The organism is Streptomyces sp. NBC_00376, assembly GCF_036077095.1.
GTDB lineage: Bacteria > Actinomycetota > Actinomycetes > Streptomycetales > Streptomycetaceae > Streptomyces.
This window is the reverse complement of sequence record NZ_CP107960.1, coordinates 5,465,849-5,486,459: the sequence shown is the minus strand read 5'-3', so window position 1 is coordinate 5,486,459 and position 20,611 is coordinate 5,465,849. Positions and strand designations below refer to the sequence as shown.

The 20,611-nt window shown below is 70.0% G+C and carries 22 protein-coding genes; 13 read left to right on the top strand and 9 right to left on the bottom strand.

The window, feature by feature from the left end; translation table 11 throughout:
• The first annotated feature begins 174 nt into the window (after nucleotides 1-174).
• Together OG842_RS24810 and OG842_RS24805 are read left to right on the top strand one after the other, a co-directional pair.
• A complete protein-coding gene (locus OG842_RS24810; RefSeq protein ID WP_328512488.1) occupies nucleotides 175-1,023 on the top strand; it encodes a helix-turn-helix domain-containing protein in 849 nt (282 codons plus the stop codon).
• Nucleotides 1,020-1,211: a DUF397 domain-containing protein gene (locus OG842_RS24805; protein ID WP_328512487.1), complete on the top strand. Its 192-nt coding sequence runs from the start codon at nucleotides 1,020-1,022 to the stop codon at nucleotides 1,209-1,211. Before OG842_RS24810 ends, OG842_RS24805 begins: the two co-directional genes overlap by 4 nt.
• Nucleotides 1,212-1,611: 400 nt before the next feature.
• Here the strand turns inward: OG842_RS24805 and OG842_RS24800 are convergent, their stop codons facing one another.
• The 3 genes from OG842_RS24800 to OG842_RS24790 all read right to left on the bottom strand — a co-directional run bounded on the left by OG842_RS24800 (nucleotide 1,612) and on the right by OG842_RS24790 (nucleotide 4,360).
• Entirely contained in the window at nucleotides 1,612-2,127 is a 516-nt protein-coding gene (locus OG842_RS24800; protein ID WP_328512486.1) for a hypothetical protein, read from the bottom strand.
• A 42-nt stretch (nucleotides 2,128-2,169) separates the two neighbouring features.
• Nucleotides 2,170-3,330: a hypothetical protein gene (locus OG842_RS24795; protein WP_328512485.1), complete on the bottom strand. Its 1,161-nt coding sequence runs from the start codon at nucleotides 3,328-3,330 to the stop codon at nucleotides 2,170-2,172.
• A 253-nt stretch (nucleotides 3,331-3,583) separates the two neighbouring features.
• Complete coding sequence (locus OG842_RS24790) at nucleotides 3,584-4,360, bottom strand: LPXTG cell wall anchor domain-containing protein (protein ID WP_328512484.1); 777 nt, start codon at nucleotides 4,358-4,360, stop codon at nucleotides 3,584-3,586.
• Nucleotides 4,361-4,588: 228 nt separating this feature from the next.
• Between OG842_RS24790 and OG842_RS24785 the strand changes: the two genes are divergently transcribed.
• The 6 genes from OG842_RS24785 to OG842_RS24760 all read left to right on the top strand — a co-directional run bounded on the left by OG842_RS24785 (nucleotide 4,589) and on the right by OG842_RS24760 (nucleotide 10,843).
• Nucleotides 4,589-4,900 carry an ArsR/SmtB family transcription factor gene (locus tag OG842_RS24785; protein WP_266732678.1) on the top strand — a complete coding sequence of 104 codons (312 nt, stop codon included), beginning with the start codon at nucleotides 4,589-4,591 and terminating at the stop codon, nucleotides 4,898-4,900.
• A gap of 211 nt (nucleotides 4,901-5,111) precedes the next feature.
• The gene (locus OG842_RS24780) at nucleotides 5,112-6,665 is read left to right on the top strand and encodes an eCIS core domain-containing protein (protein WP_443064004.1); all 1,554 of its coding nucleotides are present in this window, start codon (nucleotides 5,112-5,114) and stop codon (nucleotides 6,663-6,665) included.
• Between the two features lie 195 nt (nucleotides 6,666-6,860).
• A complete protein-coding gene (locus tag OG842_RS24775; protein ID WP_328512483.1) occupies nucleotides 6,861-8,084 on the top strand; it encodes an MFS transporter in 1,224 nt (407 codons plus the stop codon).
• Nucleotides 8,085-8,213: 129 nt separating this feature from the next.
• Nucleotides 8,214-8,996 (top strand): peptidoglycan DD-metalloendopeptidase family protein, encoded by a 783-nt coding sequence (locus tag OG842_RS24770; RefSeq protein ID WP_266732675.1) that lies wholly within the window; start codon nucleotides 8,214-8,216, stop codon nucleotides 8,994-8,996.
• 301 nt (nucleotides 8,997-9,297) lie between these two features.
• Nucleotides 9,298-10,206, top strand: coding sequence for a hypothetical protein (locus tag OG842_RS24765; RefSeq protein ID WP_328512482.1), 909 nt, complete (start codon nucleotides 9,298-9,300; stop codon nucleotides 10,204-10,206).
• 157 nt (nucleotides 10,207-10,363) lie between these two features.
• A complete protein-coding gene (locus tag OG842_RS24760; RefSeq protein ID WP_266732673.1) occupies nucleotides 10,364-10,843 on the top strand; it encodes a GNAT family N-acetyltransferase in 480 nt (159 codons plus the stop codon).
• A 96-nt stretch (nucleotides 10,844-10,939) separates the two neighbouring features.
• On the opposite strand, the gene cpt is transcribed toward OG842_RS24760, so the two are convergent.
• The gene (gene cpt / locus OG842_RS24755) at nucleotides 10,940-11,473 is read right to left on the bottom strand and encodes a chloramphenicol phosphotransferase CPT (RefSeq protein ID WP_266732672.1); all 534 of its coding nucleotides are present in this window, start codon (nucleotides 11,471-11,473) and stop codon (nucleotides 10,940-10,942) included.
• 247 nt (nucleotides 11,474-11,720) lie between these two features.
• Between cpt and OG842_RS24750 the strand changes: the two genes are divergently transcribed.
• A complete protein-coding gene (locus OG842_RS24750; RefSeq protein ID WP_266732671.1) occupies nucleotides 11,721-12,068 on the top strand; it encodes a hypothetical protein in 348 nt (115 codons plus the stop codon).
• 131 nt (nucleotides 12,069-12,199) lie between these two features.
• Nucleotides 12,200-12,769, top strand: coding sequence for an NADPH-dependent FMN reductase (locus OG842_RS24745; RefSeq protein ID WP_328512481.1), 570 nt, complete (start codon nucleotides 12,200-12,202; stop codon nucleotides 12,767-12,769).
• 38 nt (nucleotides 12,770-12,807) lie between these two features.
• Here OG842_RS24745 and OG842_RS24740 read toward each other — a convergent pair whose 3' ends face one another.
• Nucleotides 12,808-13,647 (bottom strand): alpha/beta fold hydrolase, encoded by an 840-nt coding sequence (locus OG842_RS24740; RefSeq protein WP_328512480.1) that lies wholly within the window; start codon nucleotides 13,645-13,647, stop codon nucleotides 12,808-12,810.
• Nucleotides 13,648-13,795: 148 nt separating this feature from the next.
• Between OG842_RS24740 and OG842_RS24735 the strand changes: the two genes are divergently transcribed.
• The gene (locus OG842_RS24735; RefSeq protein ID WP_328512479.1) at nucleotides 13,796-14,362 is read left to right on the top strand and encodes a MepB family protein; all 567 of its coding nucleotides are present in this window, start codon (nucleotides 13,796-13,798) and stop codon (nucleotides 14,360-14,362) included.
• Nucleotides 14,363-14,375: 13 nt separating this feature from the next.
• On the opposite strand, the gene OG842_RS24730 is transcribed toward OG842_RS24735, so the two are convergent.
• From OG842_RS24730 to OG842_RS24720, 3 genes are all read right to left on the bottom strand, one after another.
• Nucleotides 14,376-14,987, bottom strand: a complete 612-nt coding sequence (locus tag OG842_RS24730) for a hypothetical protein (RefSeq protein ID WP_328512478.1) — start codon at nucleotides 14,985-14,987, stop codon at nucleotides 14,376-14,378.
• A 78-nt stretch (nucleotides 14,988-15,065) separates the two neighbouring features.
• Nucleotides 15,066-15,677, bottom strand: a complete 612-nt coding sequence (locus tag OG842_RS24725) for a TetR/AcrR family transcriptional regulator (RefSeq protein WP_266732662.1) — start codon at nucleotides 15,675-15,677, stop codon at nucleotides 15,066-15,068.
• The gene (locus tag OG842_RS24720) at nucleotides 15,674-17,176 is read right to left on the bottom strand and encodes an MFS transporter (RefSeq protein WP_266732660.1); all 1,503 of its coding nucleotides are present in this window, start codon (nucleotides 17,174-17,176) and stop codon (nucleotides 15,674-15,676) included. Before OG842_RS24720 ends, OG842_RS24725 begins: the two co-directional genes overlap by 4 nt.
• Nucleotides 17,177-17,403: 227 nt before the next feature.
• Between OG842_RS24720 and OG842_RS24715 the strand changes: the two genes are divergently transcribed.
• Complete coding sequence (locus OG842_RS24715) at nucleotides 17,404-17,706, top strand: hypothetical protein (protein ID WP_266732658.1); 303 nt, start codon at nucleotides 17,404-17,406, stop codon at nucleotides 17,704-17,706.
• A 72-nt stretch (nucleotides 17,707-17,778) separates the two neighbouring features.
• Here the strand turns inward: OG842_RS24715 and OG842_RS24710 are convergent, their stop codons facing one another.
• On the bottom strand, nucleotides 17,779-19,209 hold the full coding sequence (locus OG842_RS24710; protein WP_266732656.1) for a DUF445 domain-containing protein: 1,431 nt from the start codon (nucleotides 19,207-19,209) through the stop codon (nucleotides 17,779-17,781).
• A gap of 98 nt (nucleotides 19,210-19,307) precedes the next feature.
• Between OG842_RS24710 and OG842_RS24705 the strand changes: the two genes are divergently transcribed.
• Nucleotides 19,308-20,567 carry an SGNH/GDSL hydrolase family protein gene (locus OG842_RS24705; RefSeq protein ID WP_328512477.1) on the top strand — a complete coding sequence of 420 codons (1,260 nt, stop codon included), beginning with the start codon at nucleotides 19,308-19,310 and terminating at the stop codon, nucleotides 20,565-20,567.
• Nucleotides 20,568-20,611 lie beyond the last annotated feature (44 nt).

Sequence of the window (20,611 nt, the reverse complement as noted above, 5' to 3'; positions counted from 1 at the left end):
AACCTGCACTTCACCGTTCGTGAAGCACGGCGACTCACAGTTATCTCAACTCAGACAATGCCAAGCGACAATCCCCTTATGCAACGTGCACGGCGAGATTCGCTCCTTCGGGTGATAGGCGAAGCCGACCACTTTCGATGGGATGGAACCTTCGTTATCTGAAGGGAAGTTGATGTGGCCGGTTCACCGACAGCTCGCCGACGCCGGCTGGCGATCGAACTCAAGAAGCTCCGCGACGAAAGCGGCCTGACCTGCAACCAGGTCGGCAAGGAACTCGACTGGAGCGGCTCCAAGGTCAACAGGCTGGAGACGGGCCAGGGGCGCGTGCAGCCCTCGGACGTGGATGCGCTCTGTCGCTTCTACGGCACGGCCGACGCACTGCGCGAGCTGCTGAAGTCCCTGGCCAAGGAATCGAAGACCAAGGGCTGGTGGCACGCCCACGGCGACGCGGTGCCGTCGTGGTTCTCGGTGTATGTGGGCCTGGAGCAGGCCGCCTCCGATCTCCGCAGTTACCAGGGGGAGTTCATCCCCGGCCTGCTCCAGACCGCGGAGTACGCAACCGAGCTGAGCCGCGCCTCGGCCGACCTGGCGGACGACGAGATCCAGCGCCTGGTCGACGTACGCATGCGTCGGCAGCAGCTTCTGACCACCGAAACCCCTCCGGATCTCTGGGCAGTGATCCACGAGAGCACCCTCAGACATGTCGTGGGAGATCGATCCGTCATGGCGGGGCAGCTCGGACGAATCCTGGAGATCGCGAGGCTCAGGAACGTGACCGTGCAGGTCCTGCCGTACGACGCCGGGGCCTACCCCGTCACCGGCCCGTTCACGGTCCTCGGGTTTCCGGAGCAGGAAGATCCGGACGTCGTGTACCGCGAAGGGCTGACCGACTCGGTCTACCTCGAAGGCGCTGCGGATGTCAGCCTGTACGTGAAGGCATTCGACCACCTCAGGGCACTGGCTCTCAGCCCCGAGCGTTCGAGCTCACTGATTCGCAGAACCCTGAAGGAGCACTCTCCGTGAACCAACCTGCCATCACCCCGAAGTGGCGGAAGAGCAGCTACAGCAACGGCACGGGCGGCGAGTGCGTCGAGGTCGCCGACCTGCAATCGACGGTCGGTGTGAGGGATTCCAAGCAGCCCCGCCGGCCTCACATATCCGTACGTCACAGCGCATGGACGCGGTTCGTCAATTCTCTGCGCACTCGGTAGGCCGGTGTCCGATCGAGCGTGACACCGGCCGTCAGCGAGCGACGGCGCTCCGACGCGCCTGGGCGATCGCCCGTTGCGCCTCGGCTCCGAAGAATGCGGATTCGCTCAGGGTCTGCCATACCCGCCGGCAGATGGCAATGGTGTTCGCGTCGTCCAGCCACAGCTCGGCGTGCCCGGTCCTCGGTGGCCACGGGGCGGTCGTCGAAACACCAGAAGCCGTCTCCCGGAGGGATCTTCACCATTACTGAGCCGTTGAGCCTTCGGCCGACTCACCGACGTTGATGTGGAGTGCATGAATCACACACCGGGCTCAGCGGGCACAAGAGCCTCCGTCGCATCTGCGCGTCGTTCGATTTAGTTGTACGAGGGTGAGCCGATGGCTCACCGCCCGACGAGCGGTTCATTGCTCGTCGTCGAGGCCCTGGACGTCGGCGGGCTGTGTTCCGTTGAAGGTCACGAGGATTCCGTGTGGGTCTGCCAGCCGGAACCGGCTCTCGGTGAAGCGGATCGCCCAGGTCTGGTCGGCCCACACCGTTGCCTCGGGAGCTCCCAGGGGCAGCTCCGGGAGGTCCAGCCAGCTCAGTTCTTCTGTTGTGAGTTCGAAGTGTCGTTCCCGGAGCCGGGTGCGGCAGTACTCCAGAGCCTGGTCGACGAAGGCGTCGAAACGGCTCACGACGTCGTGAGCGAGTTGGAGGGTGTCCTCGTCCGGCGGGGCGGCCGGCTCGATCAGCAGGCTTGTCGCGACTGGGGCCGTGCCCGCTGGATTCGGGAAGTAGCCGGTCCAGCAGGCCAGCGACGGAGGGCTCTCCACTCGGCTCAACGCGAGCCCTGCGATGTGCAGCACTGCGGGTAGCTCCGCGTTGGCACCGGGCTGTTCAGTGTCCGAGCCGTTCGGTGGTGCGCCATTGTCGGACATGTGCTCAGCATAGGCCGAGGCCGATCACAAACGTGCGAGCCGTCAGGCCTCGCCCGGCAGGGCCGTCGGTGTTGCGTTGATCCGTGCGAAGCGTTCTCGCCATGGGAGGTGGTCGGGCTCCGGTGAGGGGGCTTCGGAGTACATGGCGTTTGCTGCGGCCAGGCGGCACGGGGTGCATTCCGTCTCGTCCAGCAGGGGGCGGAAGGTGTGTTTCTTGCCCGGGGCCTGGCATTCGATCAGATCGCGGGGGCGGGCGGGTTCGTAGGACTGGATGGGTGTGCGGGGCTCGGGGAGTTTTTGGGCGAGGCGGTAGCGGAGGAAGCCGACGGCCGAGCGCACGCCTTCTGCCGGGCGTTCGGCGAGCAGGGCGTGGCGTAGGTCGGACTCGCTCAGGCCGCGCTCCAGCCACTTGACCGCCTCGACGGCCAGCTTCGCGGCCTCGCGTACGCCCAGGTGCAGTTCGCGGCGGGAGTGGCGCAGGGAGAGCAGGACGCGTTCGGCTCGGGCCAGTTGGGCGGCGTCGGCTGTGGAGGCCGGGCGCCTCGGTTCGGAGGGCTCGGAGGGCTCGGAGGGCTCGGAGGGCTCGGAGGGCTCGGAGGGCTCGGAGGGCTCGGAGGGCTCGGAGGGCTCGGAGGGCTCGGAGGGCTCGGGGGCTTCGGAGGGCTCGGGGGCTTCGGAGGGCTCGGGGGCTTCGGAGCCTTCCGAGAGCTCGGGGAGTTCGGGGAATTCGGAGCGCTTGGAGGGTGGGTGGGGAGTGGTTTTATCACTGTGGTCTTCTACCGGTTCATAGCCACCGGCCGTCCGGGGAGCCGGTGCACCGACCGTCGGAAAGTGCGTACTCGGTGACCGGGGTGCGGGTAGCGGGAGTGGTGGGGTGCCTTCGCGTAAGCGGCACGCCTGGTCGGTCGTCAGGGGGTTGTTCGCCACCAGTTGCTCGGTGATCCAACGGCCACCGTCGCTCTGGCTGCGCCACTCGTGCACGTAGCCGTTCTCGACCAGTTGTTGCTTCGCCTTCTGGTACGCGCGGCCCTTGATGCCCATCTTCTGGGCCAGTTCGCTCAAGGGCCTGAAGGTGGTGTTGTCGGGGAGGCCCTGCACGTACAGGAGCAGAAGCTTCGCGTCGCTGTTCAGACGCGGGTGGCGGATGACATCGTTCGATGCCTTCGTATAGCGCGCGGAGGGCGCGATAGCATGACGCAGCATTTCCGGTGGCCTCTCAGCTCCACTGGTGGTGTAGGCCCTCGGAAATGGTGTTGGCGCACCGCCGGGGGCCGCTCCATGTGCGTGCGAGCACACGGAGTGTGATTACTTCGTCACCGTACAGCACTTTCTTCATGTCCCGCCACGTGTACGGGACTTCGCTCCGACCCACGTCGTGGAGCTCCTCGCACGTACCGCTGCCCCCGCACTCGTCGCGGAGTGCGGGGGCAGCGGGGCGGCCGGGCAGCGGTGCGTATCAGTGCTGCTGCTGCGCCTTACGGCGGCGGATTGCCAGGAAGGCGCCTGCCGCGACGAGGGCGGCGGCGGCTGCGGACAGCAGGCCGACCGGTGCTCCCGTGCCGGTCTCGGCGAGGTTGCCTTCGTCGTGCGCGGACGGCGACGACGACGCGGCGGCCGGGGCGGCCGAAGCCGGCGGGGTGGAGCCGGTGCCCGCGGGGGTGGATGCGGTGGGCGCCTCGGTCGGCTGTGCCGGGCCGGACGGGGAAGAGGACGAGGAGGACGGGTTGGCGGGGGTCGACTCGGAGGCGGAGGGGGTCGGCTTGCCGCCGCCCGGCTTGCCGCCACCGGGCTTCTCGCCGCCGGGCTTCTCGCCGCCGGGCTTGCCCTCGCCGCAGTCGGTCCAGAAGACCTTGTGCTTGGCCCGGCCGTGTTCGCCGTCGAAGTTCCAGAACAGCTTGTAGTGGCCGTCGGGCAGGGACTGGTCCGGCGTACGGCCATGACCCTCGGCGTCGAGCGTCAGCGAACCGGACTTCACGGTTTCGCCCTTGACGTGGGCGGTCGGGGCCCACGCCTCGATGTGCCAGTCGACCTTCTGGGTGCTGTCGAACCCGAAGGCGTCGAGGTAGAAGGTGCACACGTGCGGCTCGTTCTTGCGGAGCTCTTCGCCGGTCTTGGCATCGTGAATCTTCACGGTGCCGTTGTCCCCGGGGGCAGTGGCATGGGCGGCAGGGGCGAGCAGTATCGCCGCTGCGACGGCAGCTGTGAGCGTGCCTGCGGAAGCAAGTGTGTGCATAGTTATCCAACGGTGAGAGATGGGCTTCCGTGGGGGGCTCCTCAGCCTCCTGCGACCTCAATGAGTCCGTCAAGGCACATCGATGCACCTATGTCGGCTAACGCATCATTCGCCCCACTGCTCTCACATAACGATTGAGGGCGAGGGGGGCGAGACGCCCGGTCGATTGCGCGATTTGACTTGGCACTATGTATCTAGAAAACTAGATACATAGTGAGAGGTGGAGCGATGGACCCGCTGACCGTGCACAAGGCGCTCGCCAATCCCGCGCGCCTGCAGTTCATGCAGTGGCTGAGGGAGCCGGAGAAGTACTTCGACGAGGACTCCTACCGGCAGCAGGGGCTCGGCTTCCACATCGGGGTGTGCGTCGGTGACATCCAGAAGCGGGCCGGGCTGGCGCAGTCGGTGGTCTCCGGGTACCTCCAGACCCTGAAGGACGCGGGGCTGCTCGTCTCGGAGCGCATCGGCAAGTGGACGTACTACCGGCGCAACGAGCCGGTGATCGCCGAGTTCGCCGCGTACGTGCGTGACGAGTTGTAGGTCACCCCGCCCCGCCGCGCGTGCAGCGAGAGGGCACGAAGAGTGCCCCCGGGTCTTCCCTCCCGGGTCTCTCGCCGTGTCCGGGCGGGCTGACATTCTGGGCGGGGCGGTGTTGTGTCGTGTCCGTGCCGATGTCTCTGCCTCTGCCTCCGTTCCTGCTTCCGCCCCTGACCCGTAACGCTGTCGACGAGTATCGCCGGAAGGAGCGAGCTTGCGATCCCGTGTCTCGGCCTCGGACCTTGAGAGCCGGAAGAGCCAGAAGAGCGAGAGCCGGAAGTCCGAGGCTGCGGCGTCGACGCATGTCGACGGCGCCGGAGTCCCCGAGCTCTCTCCGCTGCAGCGCACCGTCGGCAACTCGGTCGTCCTGCGCATGCTTCAGCAGGAGAAGGAGCAGGGGCAGGGGAGCGAGGCGTCCGTTCAGCGTTCCTCGGTCCACGATGTCCTGCGGAGGCCCGGAAGGCCCCTGGACGGGTCGGTGCGGCAGGAGATGGAGAGCCGGCTCGGCGCCGACTTCGGCGACGTACGTGTGCACACGGACAGCGCCGCCCGCGCATCCGCCGCGGAGGTGGGCGCCCACGCGTACACCTCGGGCAGCCACATCGTGCTCGGGGACGGCGGCGGCGACCGGCACACCCTGGCGCACGAGCTGACGCACGTGATTCAGCAGCGCCAGGGGCCGGTCTCGGGTACCGACAACGGGGCCGGGCTCCGGATCTCCGACCCCGGTGACCGCTTCGAACGCGAGGCCGAGGCGAACGCCTCCCGTGCGCTCACGGGGCCGGTGCCATCCGTCGAGCACGCTTCGGAACAGCCGACGGGCAGGGAGCGCGTCGGCGGTGACACCGAGTTGCAGCGTCGCATCGTGAAGATCAAGAAGGGCACCCCGGGCACAGCCGAAACGGCCCTGTTCGAGGGCTTCTTCGAGGCCGTCGACAGGGCGGTGGAGTGGGCATACAACTACGTGACCACCGCCCCGCAACTGGGCCCGCTCAGTGACTACGACGGCTACACGAAGCGTTGGGTCGAGGTCTGGCAGGACTTCCATGCCAACGGCCGGAGCGGCGGCATCTCCAAGGAGTTCGGTTACGCGATCGAATCCGTCGCCCAGGCCCGCCTGGAAGGCGCCGGACGGCCCACGCTCCCCGCGGGGACGTACTTCGCCACGCAGGTGACGTTCGGCTCCACCCGGCCGGACTACGTTCTGTACTCGCAGGGGAATCCCATCGGGGCCGTGGACATCACCGCCACCGCCAGCGAGGGCCACGTCCTGAACAAGACCAGCTGGGACGCCCTGTTCCCGCAGTTCGGCGAGTCCGTCTACCTGTCGCTCGACCCCACCGTCATCGCCGGGATGAAACTGGCCAACGCCAATGCCGCGCCCCTCACACAGCAGCAGGCCGACCAGCTGAAGCAGCAGGCCGCGGCGAACCGCGCCATGTGGGAGGGGAACTGGCAGCAGATGGGCGTCTCCTTCAAGGAGGACATGCAGCGCGCGGGAATCGTGAACGCCGCGGGCCGGGTGAAGGGCGGCGGCGATGCGGTCGTCCGCGAGGAGCAGCGTCGCAACGCCGTCTTCGCCTGGATGATGGAGAAGCTGGGCGTCGACGCCGCCACCGCGCAGAGCAACGCCACGGTCATGCTGCTCAAGTTCAACCCGAGTTGGCCCGACTCGTTCTCCTGCAACTACTCCACGGGAAGCGTGTCCCGCGGCGAGGCTTTCCTGACCTCGGTGTTCCCGAAGTGGCAACAGAGCCAAGGGAATTGACAGCGCACCGACCGACCGACCACCCATTGATCACGGCCTCCGCCTCGGCCCCTGTGTTGCGTCAGGCGTTCATCGACATATGACGCTCGGCCGAGGGGCGGGCCCGGCCGGGCATCCCTTCCCCACGACGCAAACCCATCCCCATGATGCGATGCATCTACTTTTCTAGATTTATGAAAGGTTCGGATCCTTCCGATGAGAAAGACCTCCCTCACCGTCCTCGTGCTCGCCCTCGGCGTGTTCGGGATCATCACCACCGAGATGGGCATGGTCGGCGTGCTCCCCCAGGTGTCGGCCGAACTCGGCGTCACACCGTCCACCGCCGGCTGGCTCGTCGGGGTGTTCGCCCTGGTCATCGCGGTGTCCGGGCCGTTCACCACGCTGCTCGCCTCCGGCATCGACCGCAAGAAGGTGCTCGCAGCCGCGATCGCGGTGTTCGCCGTCTCCAACGCCGTCTACGCGCTCACCACTCAGTACGAGGTGATGCTCGCCTTCCGCATCGTCCCCGCCCTGTTCCATCCCGTGTTCTTCGCGGTCGCACTCGCCACCGCCGCTCGGCTGGTACCGGCGAAGGACGCGACCCGGGCCACGACGACCGTGTTCGCCGGTGTCACCGTCGGCTTCGCGTTCGGTGTGCCGTTGACGTCGTACCTCGCCGAGCACCTGTCCCTGGCGTCGGCCTTCTGGTTCGGGGCGCTCGTCAACCTGATCGCCTTCCTGGGCATCCTGCGGTTCGTTCCGCCGATGCCGGTCGGGCGAGGACAACGCGTCTCCTACGGTGCCCAGCTGAGCGTCCTCAAGCGGCCCCGGATGTGGCTGACCATCGCGTCGGTCGTCCTCGTCTTCGCTGCGATGTTCTCGGTGTACGGCTACTTCGCCGAGTACCTGGGTCAGGTCACGCACATGGACGGTACGTGGGTCAGCGCCATGCTGATGGCGTTCGGCATCGTGATGATCCTCGGGAACTTCGCCTTCGGCAGCCTGCTGCGTCGCGGCCTCGTCCGCACCGTCGTCGCGTACCCGGTGCTGTGCCTGCTGGTCTATGTCCTTCTGTACGCCGCCGGGCCGCTGGTCGCCGCGATGGTTCCGGCGGTCCTGATCTGGGGTGCCGTGCATTCGGGCGGGCTCATCGTGAGCCAGAGCTGGCTCGGGCGGGACGCGAGCGATGCACCCGAGTTCGGCAACAGCCTCTTCATCTCGTTCTCCAACCTCGGCATCACCGTCGGGACCGCGGTCGGCGGCTGGGTGCTGGCCGAGCACGGTGCGCGGCAACTCCCCTGGGCGGGCGCCGGGTTCGCGATCGCCGCACTGGTCGTCATGGCCTTGCGGTTGAGGCTGGGGCGTGGGCGTGGCGGGGAGCGGCGGGTGGCCGAGGCCGACCCGTCGGAGCACGCGAGCGCCGGGGAGAGCCGGGCCTGAGCGGATCGGCTCTCGCCGAGGAGGGCCGGGCCTGAGCGGATCGGCCCGCTGTCAGCCGCATTGCCGGACATGCCGCGAGCATGACAAGCTCCCGTTCCGCCCTCTCCCCCCACACACACGGAGGCGACGATGCGTCGAAGCATCCGGGCCGGACTGGCCCTCCTCTTCGCGGGACTCGCGGTCATGGTTCCCGCGGCGTCGGCACATGCCGACGCCGTGGTGACGGTGAGCGTTCCCAGCGGACTTCCGCTCCAGATACGGTCCGCGCCCAGCCTGGGTGCCCAGGTGCTCGGCAGCCTCGCCAACGGCAGCAGAGTGACCATCCGTTGCTACGGCCGGGGCGACACCGTGGACGGCATCGGCGGTGCCACCAACATCTGGAACAAGCTCCCGAACGGTGGCTGGGTCAGCGACGGCTTCCTGGAGACCGGGTCGAACGCGCCGGTGGTGCCCGCCTGCTCCGGCGGAGCCCCGTTCAAGCTGCCGTACCGGGCCGGCAGCGCGTACACCGTGACCCAGACCCCGGGCGAGGGCTACTCGCACAACGACGACTACAACCGGCACGCGGTCGACTTCGCCACACCCACCGGCACCCCGATCGTCGCCTCGGCGGGCGGCACCGTCTACTTCGAGGGCTGGAACGGCGCGGGCGGCATCATGGCACTGGTCAACCACGGCAACAACCGGTGCACCCAGTACGCCCACCTGAGTTCGACGATCATCGACGTCGGCGACTCAGTGGCCCAGGGACAACAGATCGGCACCTCCGGCGCCACCGGCAACGTGACCGGGCCGCATCTGCACTGGAACGTCGTGTACTGCGACAGCCAGCTCAGCCGCGAGATCCCCAACACCCTGGAGACCGGCACCAGTTACCCCACCGGCTCCGCGCCGGTGAGCCGGAACGGCTGACCGCCCCACTCCTCGTCCCTCGGCCCTCTTACCTGCGCCCCGTCCCCCGTACCTCGCCCCCCGCTCCCACCGGGAGTCGGGGGACGAGGGCGCTTCCGGACCCTGCAGCGGGTGCCGCCAAACGAGTGCCTCCCACGCCATCTCCTGGGCGTAAAGCCAGGACTTTCGGGAGACTGACGGTCAGTGCGGTGGTGCCCCTTGAACAGCTCATATCGAGAGGCGATTTCCGGCCACAACACAACACCCCTTACCCTGCGATACATCGGTCACCAACGGTCGGCCGGGACAGAAGGGCGACACCATGACCTCCGAGACCAGCACACTGGTCACCATCGATGCCACAACTACCTTGCTGGAGGCGGAACTTCCGCGTCTGGAGCAGCACCAGCAGAGTCTGGAGAAGGAACTCGCGACCGTCACCGAACGCCTGGAGTCGGTGCGTACCGCGCTGACCGCACTGCGCGCCCTGGCGGGCACCCCCGCCACCGCCCCCGCGCCCACCGCGAGCGCCGACGCGCCCGAGGACGTCAAGGCCGCTGACGCCGCGACCGCCGACGCCGCAGAGGCCGCCGACGCCGGGGCTGTGAGCGTTCCCATTGCCCGGATTCCGCAGCAGGCGCAGGATTCCGTGGACTCCGTCGTCCAGGTGGAAGCCCCGCAGGAGCAGGCGGCGACCACCCCCGCGCGCCGCACCGCCCGCAAGGCACCCGCCGCGCCCAAGGGCCGCAAGCAGGCCACCGCCAAGCCGAGGGCTCAGCGCGGCCAGGCCAAGAAGGCCGCCGCCAAGCCCGTCGAGGAGGTCAAGGACGCCAAGGGCAGCAGGACCGCCGAGGACACGGAGTCCGCCGCACCCGCCAAGGCGACCAAGGCCACCAGGTCGGTCAAGGGCACCAAGTCCGCCGCACCGGCCAAGGAGGCGAAGGCGACCAAGGCCGCCAAGCCCGCGAAGGCCCGCGCGCCGAAGAAGGCCGCGCCCGCCGCGACCGCCGCACCGGCCGCCGACGACAGCGGCAGCCTCACCGAGCTGACCATGAAGGTGCTCGCCGAGTCCGGCGACACCCCCGTCCGCGCCCGTGACGTGACGAAGGCCCTGGGGCGTGAGCTCACCCCCAACGGCATCAACACCGTTCGCAGCACGCTGGACCGGCTCGTCGCCACCTCCCGGGCCCACCGCGCCGGCCGGGGCCTCTACCAGGCCCCCGCGAACTGACCCTTTTCCCAAGGGAGTTCGCTGGATGCCCGGTGCCGCCACCCCGGCGGCACCGGGCATCCCGACGTTGTGAATCGCCAGGCGGCGGGAACGCGGCGAAGGCATCGAGGCGGTTATTCGTTCGATGCGGCTGAACATCGATCTATAAGTTGCCCGCATGTCTTCATCACTGCGGCTCGAAAAGGTCACGGCGGACAACGTCGAGGCCGCCTGCCAACTGAAAGTACGGCCGGACCAGGACGGACTCGTGAAGCCGGTCGCCTGGTCGCTGGCTCAGGCCTACACCACCCCCGACATCGCCTGGCCCCGGTTGATCTTCGACGGCGAGCAGCTCGTCGGCTTCGTCATGGCCTTCTTCGACGTCCGGTTCTACCCGGACGATCCGAACGACACCAGGCTGCGCTCCGGACTCTGGCGGCTGAACATCGCCGCCGATCAACAGGGCCGTGGGTACGGCCGTTTCGCCGTGGATGCGGTGTGCGAGGAGATCCGGCGGCGCGGGCAGACTCGTGCGACCGTGACCTTTGTTCCCGGTGAACACGGCCCCGAGCAGTTCTACTTCAGGCTCGGGTTCCGGCTGACCGGGGAGAAGGCCGAGGACGAGGTCGTCGGTGAGCTGGAGCTCGGCGACGCGTAGTGCCCGCCACGCGGCAGTGCCCATCGCGACGGGCGTCGCCGTGATGCGTGGTGCTGTGGCTGGAAACGATCAGTGGGGGCGGTGGGTCGAGGCCCGTCACTTGGTGTGAGCTGCGATGATCCGCGCACACTCCATCGCCCCGCTCCGCGTCGTGTCCACCTCCAGGTCGTAGGTCACGCCCTGGTGGACCGCGTCCGCCTGTGAGGCCGCCATGCCGGGTACGCGGTCGCCCCGCGCGGCCTCACGGGCAGTGGCGACGGCGCTGTCGCACCGGACTCCGACCCACAGCACCCGGAGTCCACCGAGCGCCTTCTGCCACCGCTGCTGGGACGCCGGGCCGCCGAGGAACACCTCGTCCACGATGACCCCGGCGCCGGCCCTGGCCATCGCGGCGATCCCCTCGATCCAGGCCGCCTCCAGCGCACGGAACTCGGGGCCCACGACCACCTCGCCGTCCGGAGCGAAATCGATGCCCGTGTCCGACTCACTCATGGACGCGGGCATCGCATCGATCAGTGTGTCGACCCCGAAGGTCAGCCACGGGTCCGGCAACACCCTCTGAAGGCACCTTGCAATGCTGGACTTCCCCGAGCTGGAGCCACCGTTGAGCACGATCATCTCTGTCTTCACCGGGCCACACTATGACCTGCCGGCGAGACGGATACATGCCTCGCCGCCGAACGGACCGGCCCTCGGCGATCGGCATGGTGGTCAACACGGTGCGACCGGCTCATGACCCGCATGGCCGTCGGCAGAACCGATTCGGCATCTCACGTCCGGGTGACGGAACCCCTTTTCCGACCGTAGTCGCAGGTCAGCGGCCGCAGGCTTGGGCCGTCTTCGGCCGTTTCTGATCACCGCACAAGGAGTTCCCCCCATGCGTCTTCGCTCCACCGTTGCTGCCGCCTTCGGCGCTCTCGCGCTCATCGTCGCCGTGCCGGCCTCGGCCGGCGCGGCCACCGGAGACTTCTCGTACACGTACACCGGTCTCGACGGCTCGCCTCAGATCGGCTTCCTCCTCGACCCGCCGAGCCGGATGTGCATCACACTTCCCGAGGTCGCCGACCCCAGCTCGTCGAACCCCGCACACACTCCGTGGAACTTCACCGACTCCAGCGCGACGGTCTTCAGCGGTCCCGACTGTGAGGGCGACTACTTCACCCTCCGGCCCGACGGCGGACACGCCAGCAGCCGGCTGAAGCTCCGCTCGGTCGTCTTCAGCTGATCCCACCGCTCCACAAGCCGCACCACCCGACCCCCACCCCGGTACGAGCCGCCCCGCGCCCGTGCCGGGGTGGTGTCATACACAGGAGCGGGTTAGGGAATTAGGCCTGGGCTCCCGCGAGTTGAGCGAGCATGCCCACTCAATCTGTCATCCTCCTGCTGTCCGGAAGCCTGCGCAGCGGCTCGTCCAACGAGACCGTGCTGCGCACCGCGCAGGCCGTAGCGCCTTCGGGAGTACGGACCGTTCCTTACGACGGCCTCGCGGCGCTCCCGCACTTCAACCCCGACGACGACGTGGATCCGCTGCCGGCTCCGGTGGTGGAGCTGCGTGCGGCGATCGACGACGCGGACGCCGTTCTGGTCTGTACGCCGGAGTACGCGGGAACCCTGCCGGGGACGTTCAAGAACCTGCTGGACTGGACGGTCGGCGGCACCGAGATCTGCGACAAGCCGACGGCCTGGGTCAACGCCGCGGCACCCGGGCGCGGCCAGGGCGCGGAGGCCACGCTGCGTACGGTGCTGGGCTACACCGGCGCGGACATCGTGGAGCCGGCCTGCGTACGGATCTCCGTGGACCGCGACGTGGTCGGACCGGACGGGGTCATCACCGATCCGGGCGCCCGTGAGCAGCTGGAGCAGGTGCTCGGGCTGCTGACGGGGCGGGCCGCGGAGGTCGAGCGGGAGAGGGCGGGGCAGGAGTAGGCGAGGCGGGGGCGGACCCGATCGGGGTCCGCCTCTTCTCAGCTCGTCAGGCTCTTGCGCAGTGCCTCGGCGAAGCCCGTCGGGTCGCCCAGGAAACCGGCGTGGTCGCCGGGGAACTCGACCGGGCGGGTGCCGAGCAGTTCCGCCAGCACGATGGACGTCCGGTACGTGATCAGCCCCTGCGAGGCCGCGCCGACCCCGACGAGGACCCGGGTCGGTGCGGCCGTCAGTGCAGCGATGTCGGGTACGTAGCGGGCGGTGCCCCGCAGGTCGTGGCCGAAGAAACGGGCGCCGTTGGCGAGGTCCTGCGCCGTGGGCTCACCGAACGGCCCGGCGGGGGCGCTCTCGCCGCCCTCGGCACAACCCCCTCCCTCCCCGCCCTCGTCGGCGAATCCGGCGCCGGCCATGAACTTCATCCATGCCGCGCCCTGGCCCTCCTTGTGGAAGGTCTCGATGATGCCCTCGGTCATCGCACGTTGTTCGGCCGCGTCGGGAAGGACCTCCATGACGGGCGGCTCGTGCGCGACCAGCGTCCGTACCCGGTCGGGGTGCCGGGCGACGAGTGCCAGCCCGGTCACCGCGCCGCCACTGCTCCCGAACACATCGGCCGAATCGGCCCCGAGCGCGTCCAGGATCGCCGCAACGTCGTCCGCCCGCCGGTCGGGGACGGTGTCCTCGTCGGGGTCGTCGAGGGTGCTGCCCGAGATGCCCCTCGGGTCGTGCGTGACGACGGTGTGGTCGCCCGCGAGCGCGTCGGCCAGCGGTGCGAAGGCCTCGGCCTCCATGGGTGATCCCATGAGCAGCAGGAGCGGTCCCGCGCCGCGCACCTCGTAGTGCAGGTGCGCGCCGGGGACACGGAGGGTGTGGGTGGCGGTCATGCCGGTGGTCCTTCCTCGATCGGCGCCCCGCGGTCGCGGTGCCGTTGTGGTGACAGAGGTAGGACCCCGGCCGCTGCGGAAACTCATCGCCCGGCCGCCCGACCGCTTGTGGCGCAACGATGGGACAGCTGCTGACAGAATGGGGTGAATGGCAACACTCTCCGTACCTCCGCCCGACGCCCGGCCTCCTGAGCCCTGGCCGGACGGCGCGGCCCTCCACGCCGATCTCCTCGCGGCGAAGGCACGCGTCTACGACCCGAGCGGGCTCGTGTGCACGCGGCCGGTGCCCGAGGCGGAGAGCGCCGAGTACGGGGCGCACGAGTTCACCGTGGCCGGCTCCGCCGTCCGGTTCCGGGTGGCCCGGACCACCCCGGCGAAGGCCGGTCAGTTCGTGACGGTGTGGAAGCGGTCCGCCGGTGGCGGGCCGATCCGGCCCTACGACTCCGGGGACCCCGTCGACCTCTTCGTCATCAGCACCCGCGACACCGACGGCTTCGGACAGTTCGTGTTCCCACGAGCCGTGCTCCGCGAGCGGGACATCGTGTCGACGGACGGGGCCGGCGGGAAGCGCGCGTTCCGCGTCTACCCGCCGTGGGTGACGACGACCAGTCGCCAGGCCGGCCGTACGCAGGAGTGGCAGGCGGAGTACTTCCTGCCGGTCCCGGACGGCGGGGCCGCCGACCCGGACCGGTGCCGGGCGCTCTACCGGCCGTGACCGTGGCGGCCGGTCAGCGGTAGTCCTCCGGGTGGCCCTGCATCCAGGTGTTGACGCGGCCGCGGGTGCCGATCAGTTCGGAACGGTGCTTCTCCAGGTTGTCCGTGGAGGTGTCACCGTTCAACGTCTTGCGCAGGGCGGCGATCCAGGCGATCGGCTCCTTGAAGTGGCCGGGGCCCTGCGCGTCCGCCTTCATGGCCTTGTCCAGGCCGGCCAGTTCGTCGTGGACCCGGCCCAGGAAGTAGGCGCAGTTCGACGATCCCGGGGTGCAGTTGTCGTTCAGCGTGGCCTGGAGGCCCGCGAAGGCGTCGCGTACGGCCACCGGCCTGTTGCGCTCCGCATCGGCCGCCTCCGCCGCCTCCGCGTTCGCCTCCGCCTCGTCCTTGGCGTCCTTCGCCGCCGCGGCGTCGTCGGCGGCCTTGGACGCGGCTGCGGCGTTCGCGGACGGCGCCACATAGGGAAGGTCGCCGCCCGGCCCCTGCGAGGTCTCCGCGCCTGAGCAGCCCACCAGGAACGCTCCGAGAACCACCGCCGTGACCACGGCCGTTGCCGCGCCACGCGCATCGGTACGGATGGAACGCCCGGAACCGATCGAACGGATGGAGCGGATGGAGCGGATGGACATGAGGCCCCCCTCGTCAGATGGCCCAGACCATACCTTCCCGCCCGGTTCCACGGCCTGGTCACCACCGGGATCCGCGGATCAACGACCGTCGATCAAGGACTGCAGCGCGGGGGCGTACAGGTCCGCGATGTGTTCGGCGGTGGCGTCCGCGCCGGCGCCTTCGCGGTGGAGGCTGAGGGTGGCGCCGAGGCCGAGGAGGTGGCCGGCGATCAGTTCGGCGCGCAGGGCGCGTTCCCGGCCGGGCAGTCGGGCGGTCAGGGCGTCGGTGACCTGTTCGTGGAAGCGGTCGCGGAGCAGGGAGCGTTCGTCGCGATTGCCGAGCGAGAAGACGACGCGCAGCAGTGGGTCGGACTGCAGTTCGCGGCGGCGGTTCACCAGTGTCACGACCATGTGGCGGCCCAGGGCGGCGAGCGGCGCGTCGAAGAGTTCGGCGGCGGCGGGGCCGAAGTCGGCCACGGTGTTGAAGAGTTCTTCCTTGCGGCCGAAGTGCTTGACCACCAGGGAAGGGCTCACTCCGGCATCGGCCGCGATCCCCCTGATGGTGACCTCGGCGTACGGGCGCTGCGTGAACGCCCGGCGGGCGGCGCGCAGGATCGCGTCCCGGCCGCTGCCCGGGTCGCCGGCGGGCCGGGCGGAAGAAGGAGCCGAAGACGGGGTCGGGGCCGGTGCGGTGGCCTGGCCGCTGGTCATGCGCCCTCCTGGATCGGCGTCGTCCGCGCACCGCCCTTCCGGTCGGCGGGGACGTCACGGTGCTCTTCGACCGTACCCGTCGCGGGCGTCCGGCCGCCCGGCAGGCACAGGGTGACCAGCAGTGCCGCCAGCGCCGCGCCCCCCGCGATCAGGAAGACCAGCTGGTACGCGTGGAGCGTCGGGGCCGTTCTGCCGCCCACCCGGAACGTGATGTTGGCGAGGACCGCCGCCACCGTCGCGCTGCAGAACGCCTGCCCGATCGACCGCATCAGTGTGTTGAGGCCGTTGGCCGCACCGGTCTCGCTCACCGGGACGCCCCGCATGACCAGCGCGGGAAGTGCCGAGTACGCGATGGCCGTGCCCGAGGCGACGACCGTCGCACCGGCGATGATCAGCCAGAGGTTGTGGCTGGTGAAGTACCGCACCACGTAACCGGTGCCGATCACCCCGGCCGCCAGCGCCAGGCTGACCTTCGGGCCGTACTTCCCGGAGATCCGCGCCGAGACCGGTGAGAGCACCACCATCATCACACCGCCCGGCAGCAGGCAGAGGCCGCTGACGACGAGCGAGGCGCCCAGCCCGTACCCCGTCTCCTTCGGCTCCTGCACCATCTGCGCGGTGACCAGGGAGTTCGCGTAGAAGGCAAAGCCGATCAGCAGGGCCGCGACGTTGGTGAGCAGGACCGCCGGGCGGGCCGAGACCCGCAGGTCGACCATGGGCGACGCCACCCGGAGCTCGTACGCGCCCCAGATCAGCGCCACGACGACGGCCGCCACCAGCAGGCCGACCGTCCGGGCCGAGGTCCAGCCCCAGCCGGCGCCCTGGGTGACCGCGAGCAGCAGGCAGACCAGGGCCCCGGACAGCCCCAGCGCACCGAGGGCGTCGAAGCGGCCACGGGTGCGGACCGGGGATTCCGGTACGCACCACAGCACCAGCGCGATGTCGATGACGCCGATCGCACCCGAGACCCAGAACATCGTGTGCCAGTCGAAGTTCTCGACGACGAGGGCGGCGACCGGCAGCCCGATCGCCGCGCCGATGCCGAGCGTCGAGCTCATCAGCGCCACGGCGGACAGCACCCGCTCGGGCGGGAGTTCGTCCCGCAGGATGCTGATGCCCAGCGGCAGGACGGCGAGCGCCGCACCCTGCAGGGCGCGGCCGGTGATCAGTACCCCGATGTGGGAACTGACCGCGCACAGGACCGAGCCCACCACCAGCACCAGGAGCGAGACGACGAGCACCCGCCGCTTGCCGTACATGTCACCGACCCGGCCCAGGACCGGCGTGAAGACGGCGCCGGTGAGCAGGGTGACGGTGACCAGCCAGCTCGCGGCGGCCGGGGTCGCGCCGGTGAGGGCCGGGATGTGCGGGAGCAGCGGGACGACGATCGTCTGCATCACCGCGACCACGACACCGCAGAACGCCAGCACACCGACGGCGAAGCGGGGGTGCGGCGCCTCAGCGGTGGCGGTGGCCGGGGCGGGTATGTCCGCGGGCATGGCTCTCCGTACGGTGCTCGGCTGCGAGGGCGTCGTGCGGGGCGCGAAAGCGCGACGCGGAGGTGTACACACGTTCACCCCCAGGGTAAACGCTTGTGCACCCCCTCCGCGACCGGAAGTCCGGGCGCCGCGTCGGTCTCGGAGCTGCGTCGCGTTAGCCTCGGAGATCCGGGCCACGACCCTCCTGGGGCCCGGATCACACGGATGAGAAGGCGAAGGTGGCAGCGATGGCGAAGGTTCCGGCAGCGGCGGTGGCGGCGAGCGGGCTGGTCGGCGGGTACGCCGTCGCGCGGTGGACCAGGAAGCGGCCGCTGGGCGGGGTCGCCCTCGCCGCCGCGGGGACGGTCGCCGCGTACGAGTGGAACCGGCAGGCGGGACCGCGCGCGGCCGCCGGGCTGACCGCGGCGTACGTCGCCGCGTTCGCCGGTTCGCACCCGCTGGCCAAGAAGGTCGGCGCCTGGCCGGCCGTCTTCGCCGTGGCGGGCAGCATGGCCGCCGCGTCGTGGGCGGTCACCCGCCGGGCCGCCTGAAGCGCGCAGGAAGCCATGAGAGAGGGGCGGGGGCTCCTCGGAGCCCCCGCCCCTACTGCTGCCCGGACTCCGCTACGCGCCCAGCGCCCACGACACCGTGTAGATCAGCAGGCCCGCCAGCGCACCCACCACCGTGCCGTTGATCCGGATGAACTGGAGGTCGCGGCCGATGTGCGCCTCGATCTTCTTCGACGTCTGGTCCGCGTCCCAGCTCGCGACCGTGTCGCTGATCAGCGAGGTGATCTCCGCGCGGTAGGTCGTGACGACATAGACCGCCGCGTCCTCCAGCCAGCCGTCCAGCTTCGCCTGCAGCCGGCCGTCCGTCGCCAGCCGCGCCCCCAGCGACATCAGTGAGGCGCGCGCCCGCAGCCGCAGCTCGCTCTGCTCGTCCTCCGCCGCCGCGATGATCATCGTGCGCACCGACGCCCAGGCCGAGGCGATGACGTCCTGGACCTCACCGCGTCCCAGGATCTCCGACTTCAGCCGCTCCACCCGGGCCCGGGTGTCCGAGTCCGTCTGGAGGTCCGCCGCGAAGTCCGTCAGGAACGTGTCGATCGAGGCACGCGCCGGGTGCCCCGGCATGTCCCGCATCTCCGTGACGAACCGCAGCAGCTCCTTGTAGACCCGCTCCCCGACCCGCTTGTCGACGAACCGCGGCGTCCAGCCCGGGGCCCCGCCCTGCACCGCGTCCATCACCGAATCGCCGTGCAGCACCAGCCAGTCGTGGGCGCGCACGCAGATCAGGTCCACCACCCTGCGGTGGCCGCCGTCCGCGACGATCTTGTCCAGCATCTTGCCGAGCCCGGGACCGATCTCCGCCGCGTCGGCCCGCCGGGTGATCGCCTCCCCCACCACGGCCTGCACATCCGAATCCCGCAGCACCTTCAACGCCCCGCGCAACGCGGTCGACAGCTCGGCGGTGACCCGGTCCGCGTGCTCCGGCTCGGCCAGCCAGGCACCGACGCGACGGCCGACACCGAGCGCGTGGATACGGCCCCGCACGACATCGCCGGAGAGAAAATTCTCGCCGACGAAGGAACCCAGGGACGCCCCGAGCTGGTCCTTCTTGGTGGGGATAATGGCGGTGTGCGGGATCGGCAGGCCGAGCGGACGCTTGAACAGCGCCGTGACGGCGAACCAGTCGGCCAGCGCACCGACCATCCCCGCCTCGGCGGCCGCGGCGACGAAGCCCGGCCAGCCGCCCACACCCGCGTTCTTCGCCCAGGTGGCCAGTACGTACACGAGCGCGACCAGCAGAAGGAGGCCCGTGGCCGTGGTCTTCATCCGGCGCACACCGCGCCGCTTCTCCTCGTCGGCCGCGGTGTACGCGAACGAGGCCAGCGGGGCCGGACGGCCGCCCGGCCCCGGCCGCGCCGCATCCGCGGCCCGGCCCCCGGCACGCTCCTGCTGCCGCGCGGCCTCATCCCCGGCTCCGGTCCGGTCGATCCGTTCCATCCGCTCCACCCGTCCGCGTACGCATCGCCCCCGGTGTCCCGTACGCATTGTCCCTACCTGACCTACTCCCGGGCCGCACGTCGAGTTCCCGACGCCCTGCCCCATCATGGGATCAGTCCGATTGATCATGAGGAGACACACCGCCCATGCCAAGGCGCCAGGGGTACCCCCTGCTCATCGCCCTCGTGGCGGGCACCGCCGCGCTCGCCGCCGCCGTGGCGTTCGCCGGCTCCCTGCTGTTCTCCGGCACCGGCACCCGGGCGAAGCAGGGGGCCGTACCCGACCCGCGGTCCGTGGCCCGTACGCCCGCCGCACCCGCGCACTCCACCGGCCTCTGGGCCGCCACCTGGACCGCGGCGCCCGCCACCGGGGTGACCGACTCGTACAACAGCAGCGCTCTCAACCGCCGCACCGTCCGTAACGTCGTGCACACCAGCATCGGCGGCGACGCGGCCCGCATCACCCTCTCCAACGCCTTCGGCACCCGTCCTCTGGTCATGGACCGCGTCACCGTGAACACCCGCCCGGTGACCTTCGCCGGTGCCGCCACCGTGACCGTGGCGGCCGGCGGGCAGATCGTCAGCGACCCCGTCACCGTCCCGGTCCCCGCCGATTCCGACCTCGTCGTCACTCTGCGCACCCCCACCGCCCAGGGGCCCGTCACCGTCCACGAGCGCAGCCACCAGACCTCGTACGTGGACACCGCGTGGGGCACCCGGCGGACCGACGGCTGGCGCTACCTCACCGCCGTCGACGTGCACACCCGGACCGCCGCCGGAACGATCGCCGTGATCGGCGACTCCCTCACCGCGGGCACCGGCTCCTCCCTCGACACGAACAGCCGCTGGCCCGACGTGCTCGCCGACCGGCTCGGCGGCCGGTACGGGGTGGCCAACGCGGGGATCGCGGGCAACCGCATCCTGCGCGACGGACGCGGCGGACACGGCGTACGGGCGAGCGCCCGCTTCGACCGCGACGTACTGGACGTCGCCGGAGTGAAGACCGTCGTCATCGCACTCGGCATCAACGACGTGCAGCAGTCCCCGCAGGAGACCGACCCGCAGCGCATCGCGGACGGCCTGCGCTCCATGACCCTGCGCGCCCACGCACGCGGACTCCAGGTCGTCGGGGCGACGCTGATGCCGTACGAGGGGTACGCCACCTGGACCCCCAGGAGCAACGACGTACGGGAACGGGTCAACGCGCTGATCCGGGCGGGCGGGATCTTCGACTCCGTCATCGACTTCGACGCGGCGGCCCGTGACCCCTACCGCCCGACGCGGCTCCTGCCGGCCTACGACAGCGGCGACCACCTCCACCTGAACGACGCGGGGTACCGGCAGCTGGGCTCGATGGTGGACCTGACGACGCTGGTGCACGAGCAGCCCGCGTCCGACCAGCTCTGACGGGCAACGTCGACGAGCGGCACCCCGGGAGCACCCCGGGGCTC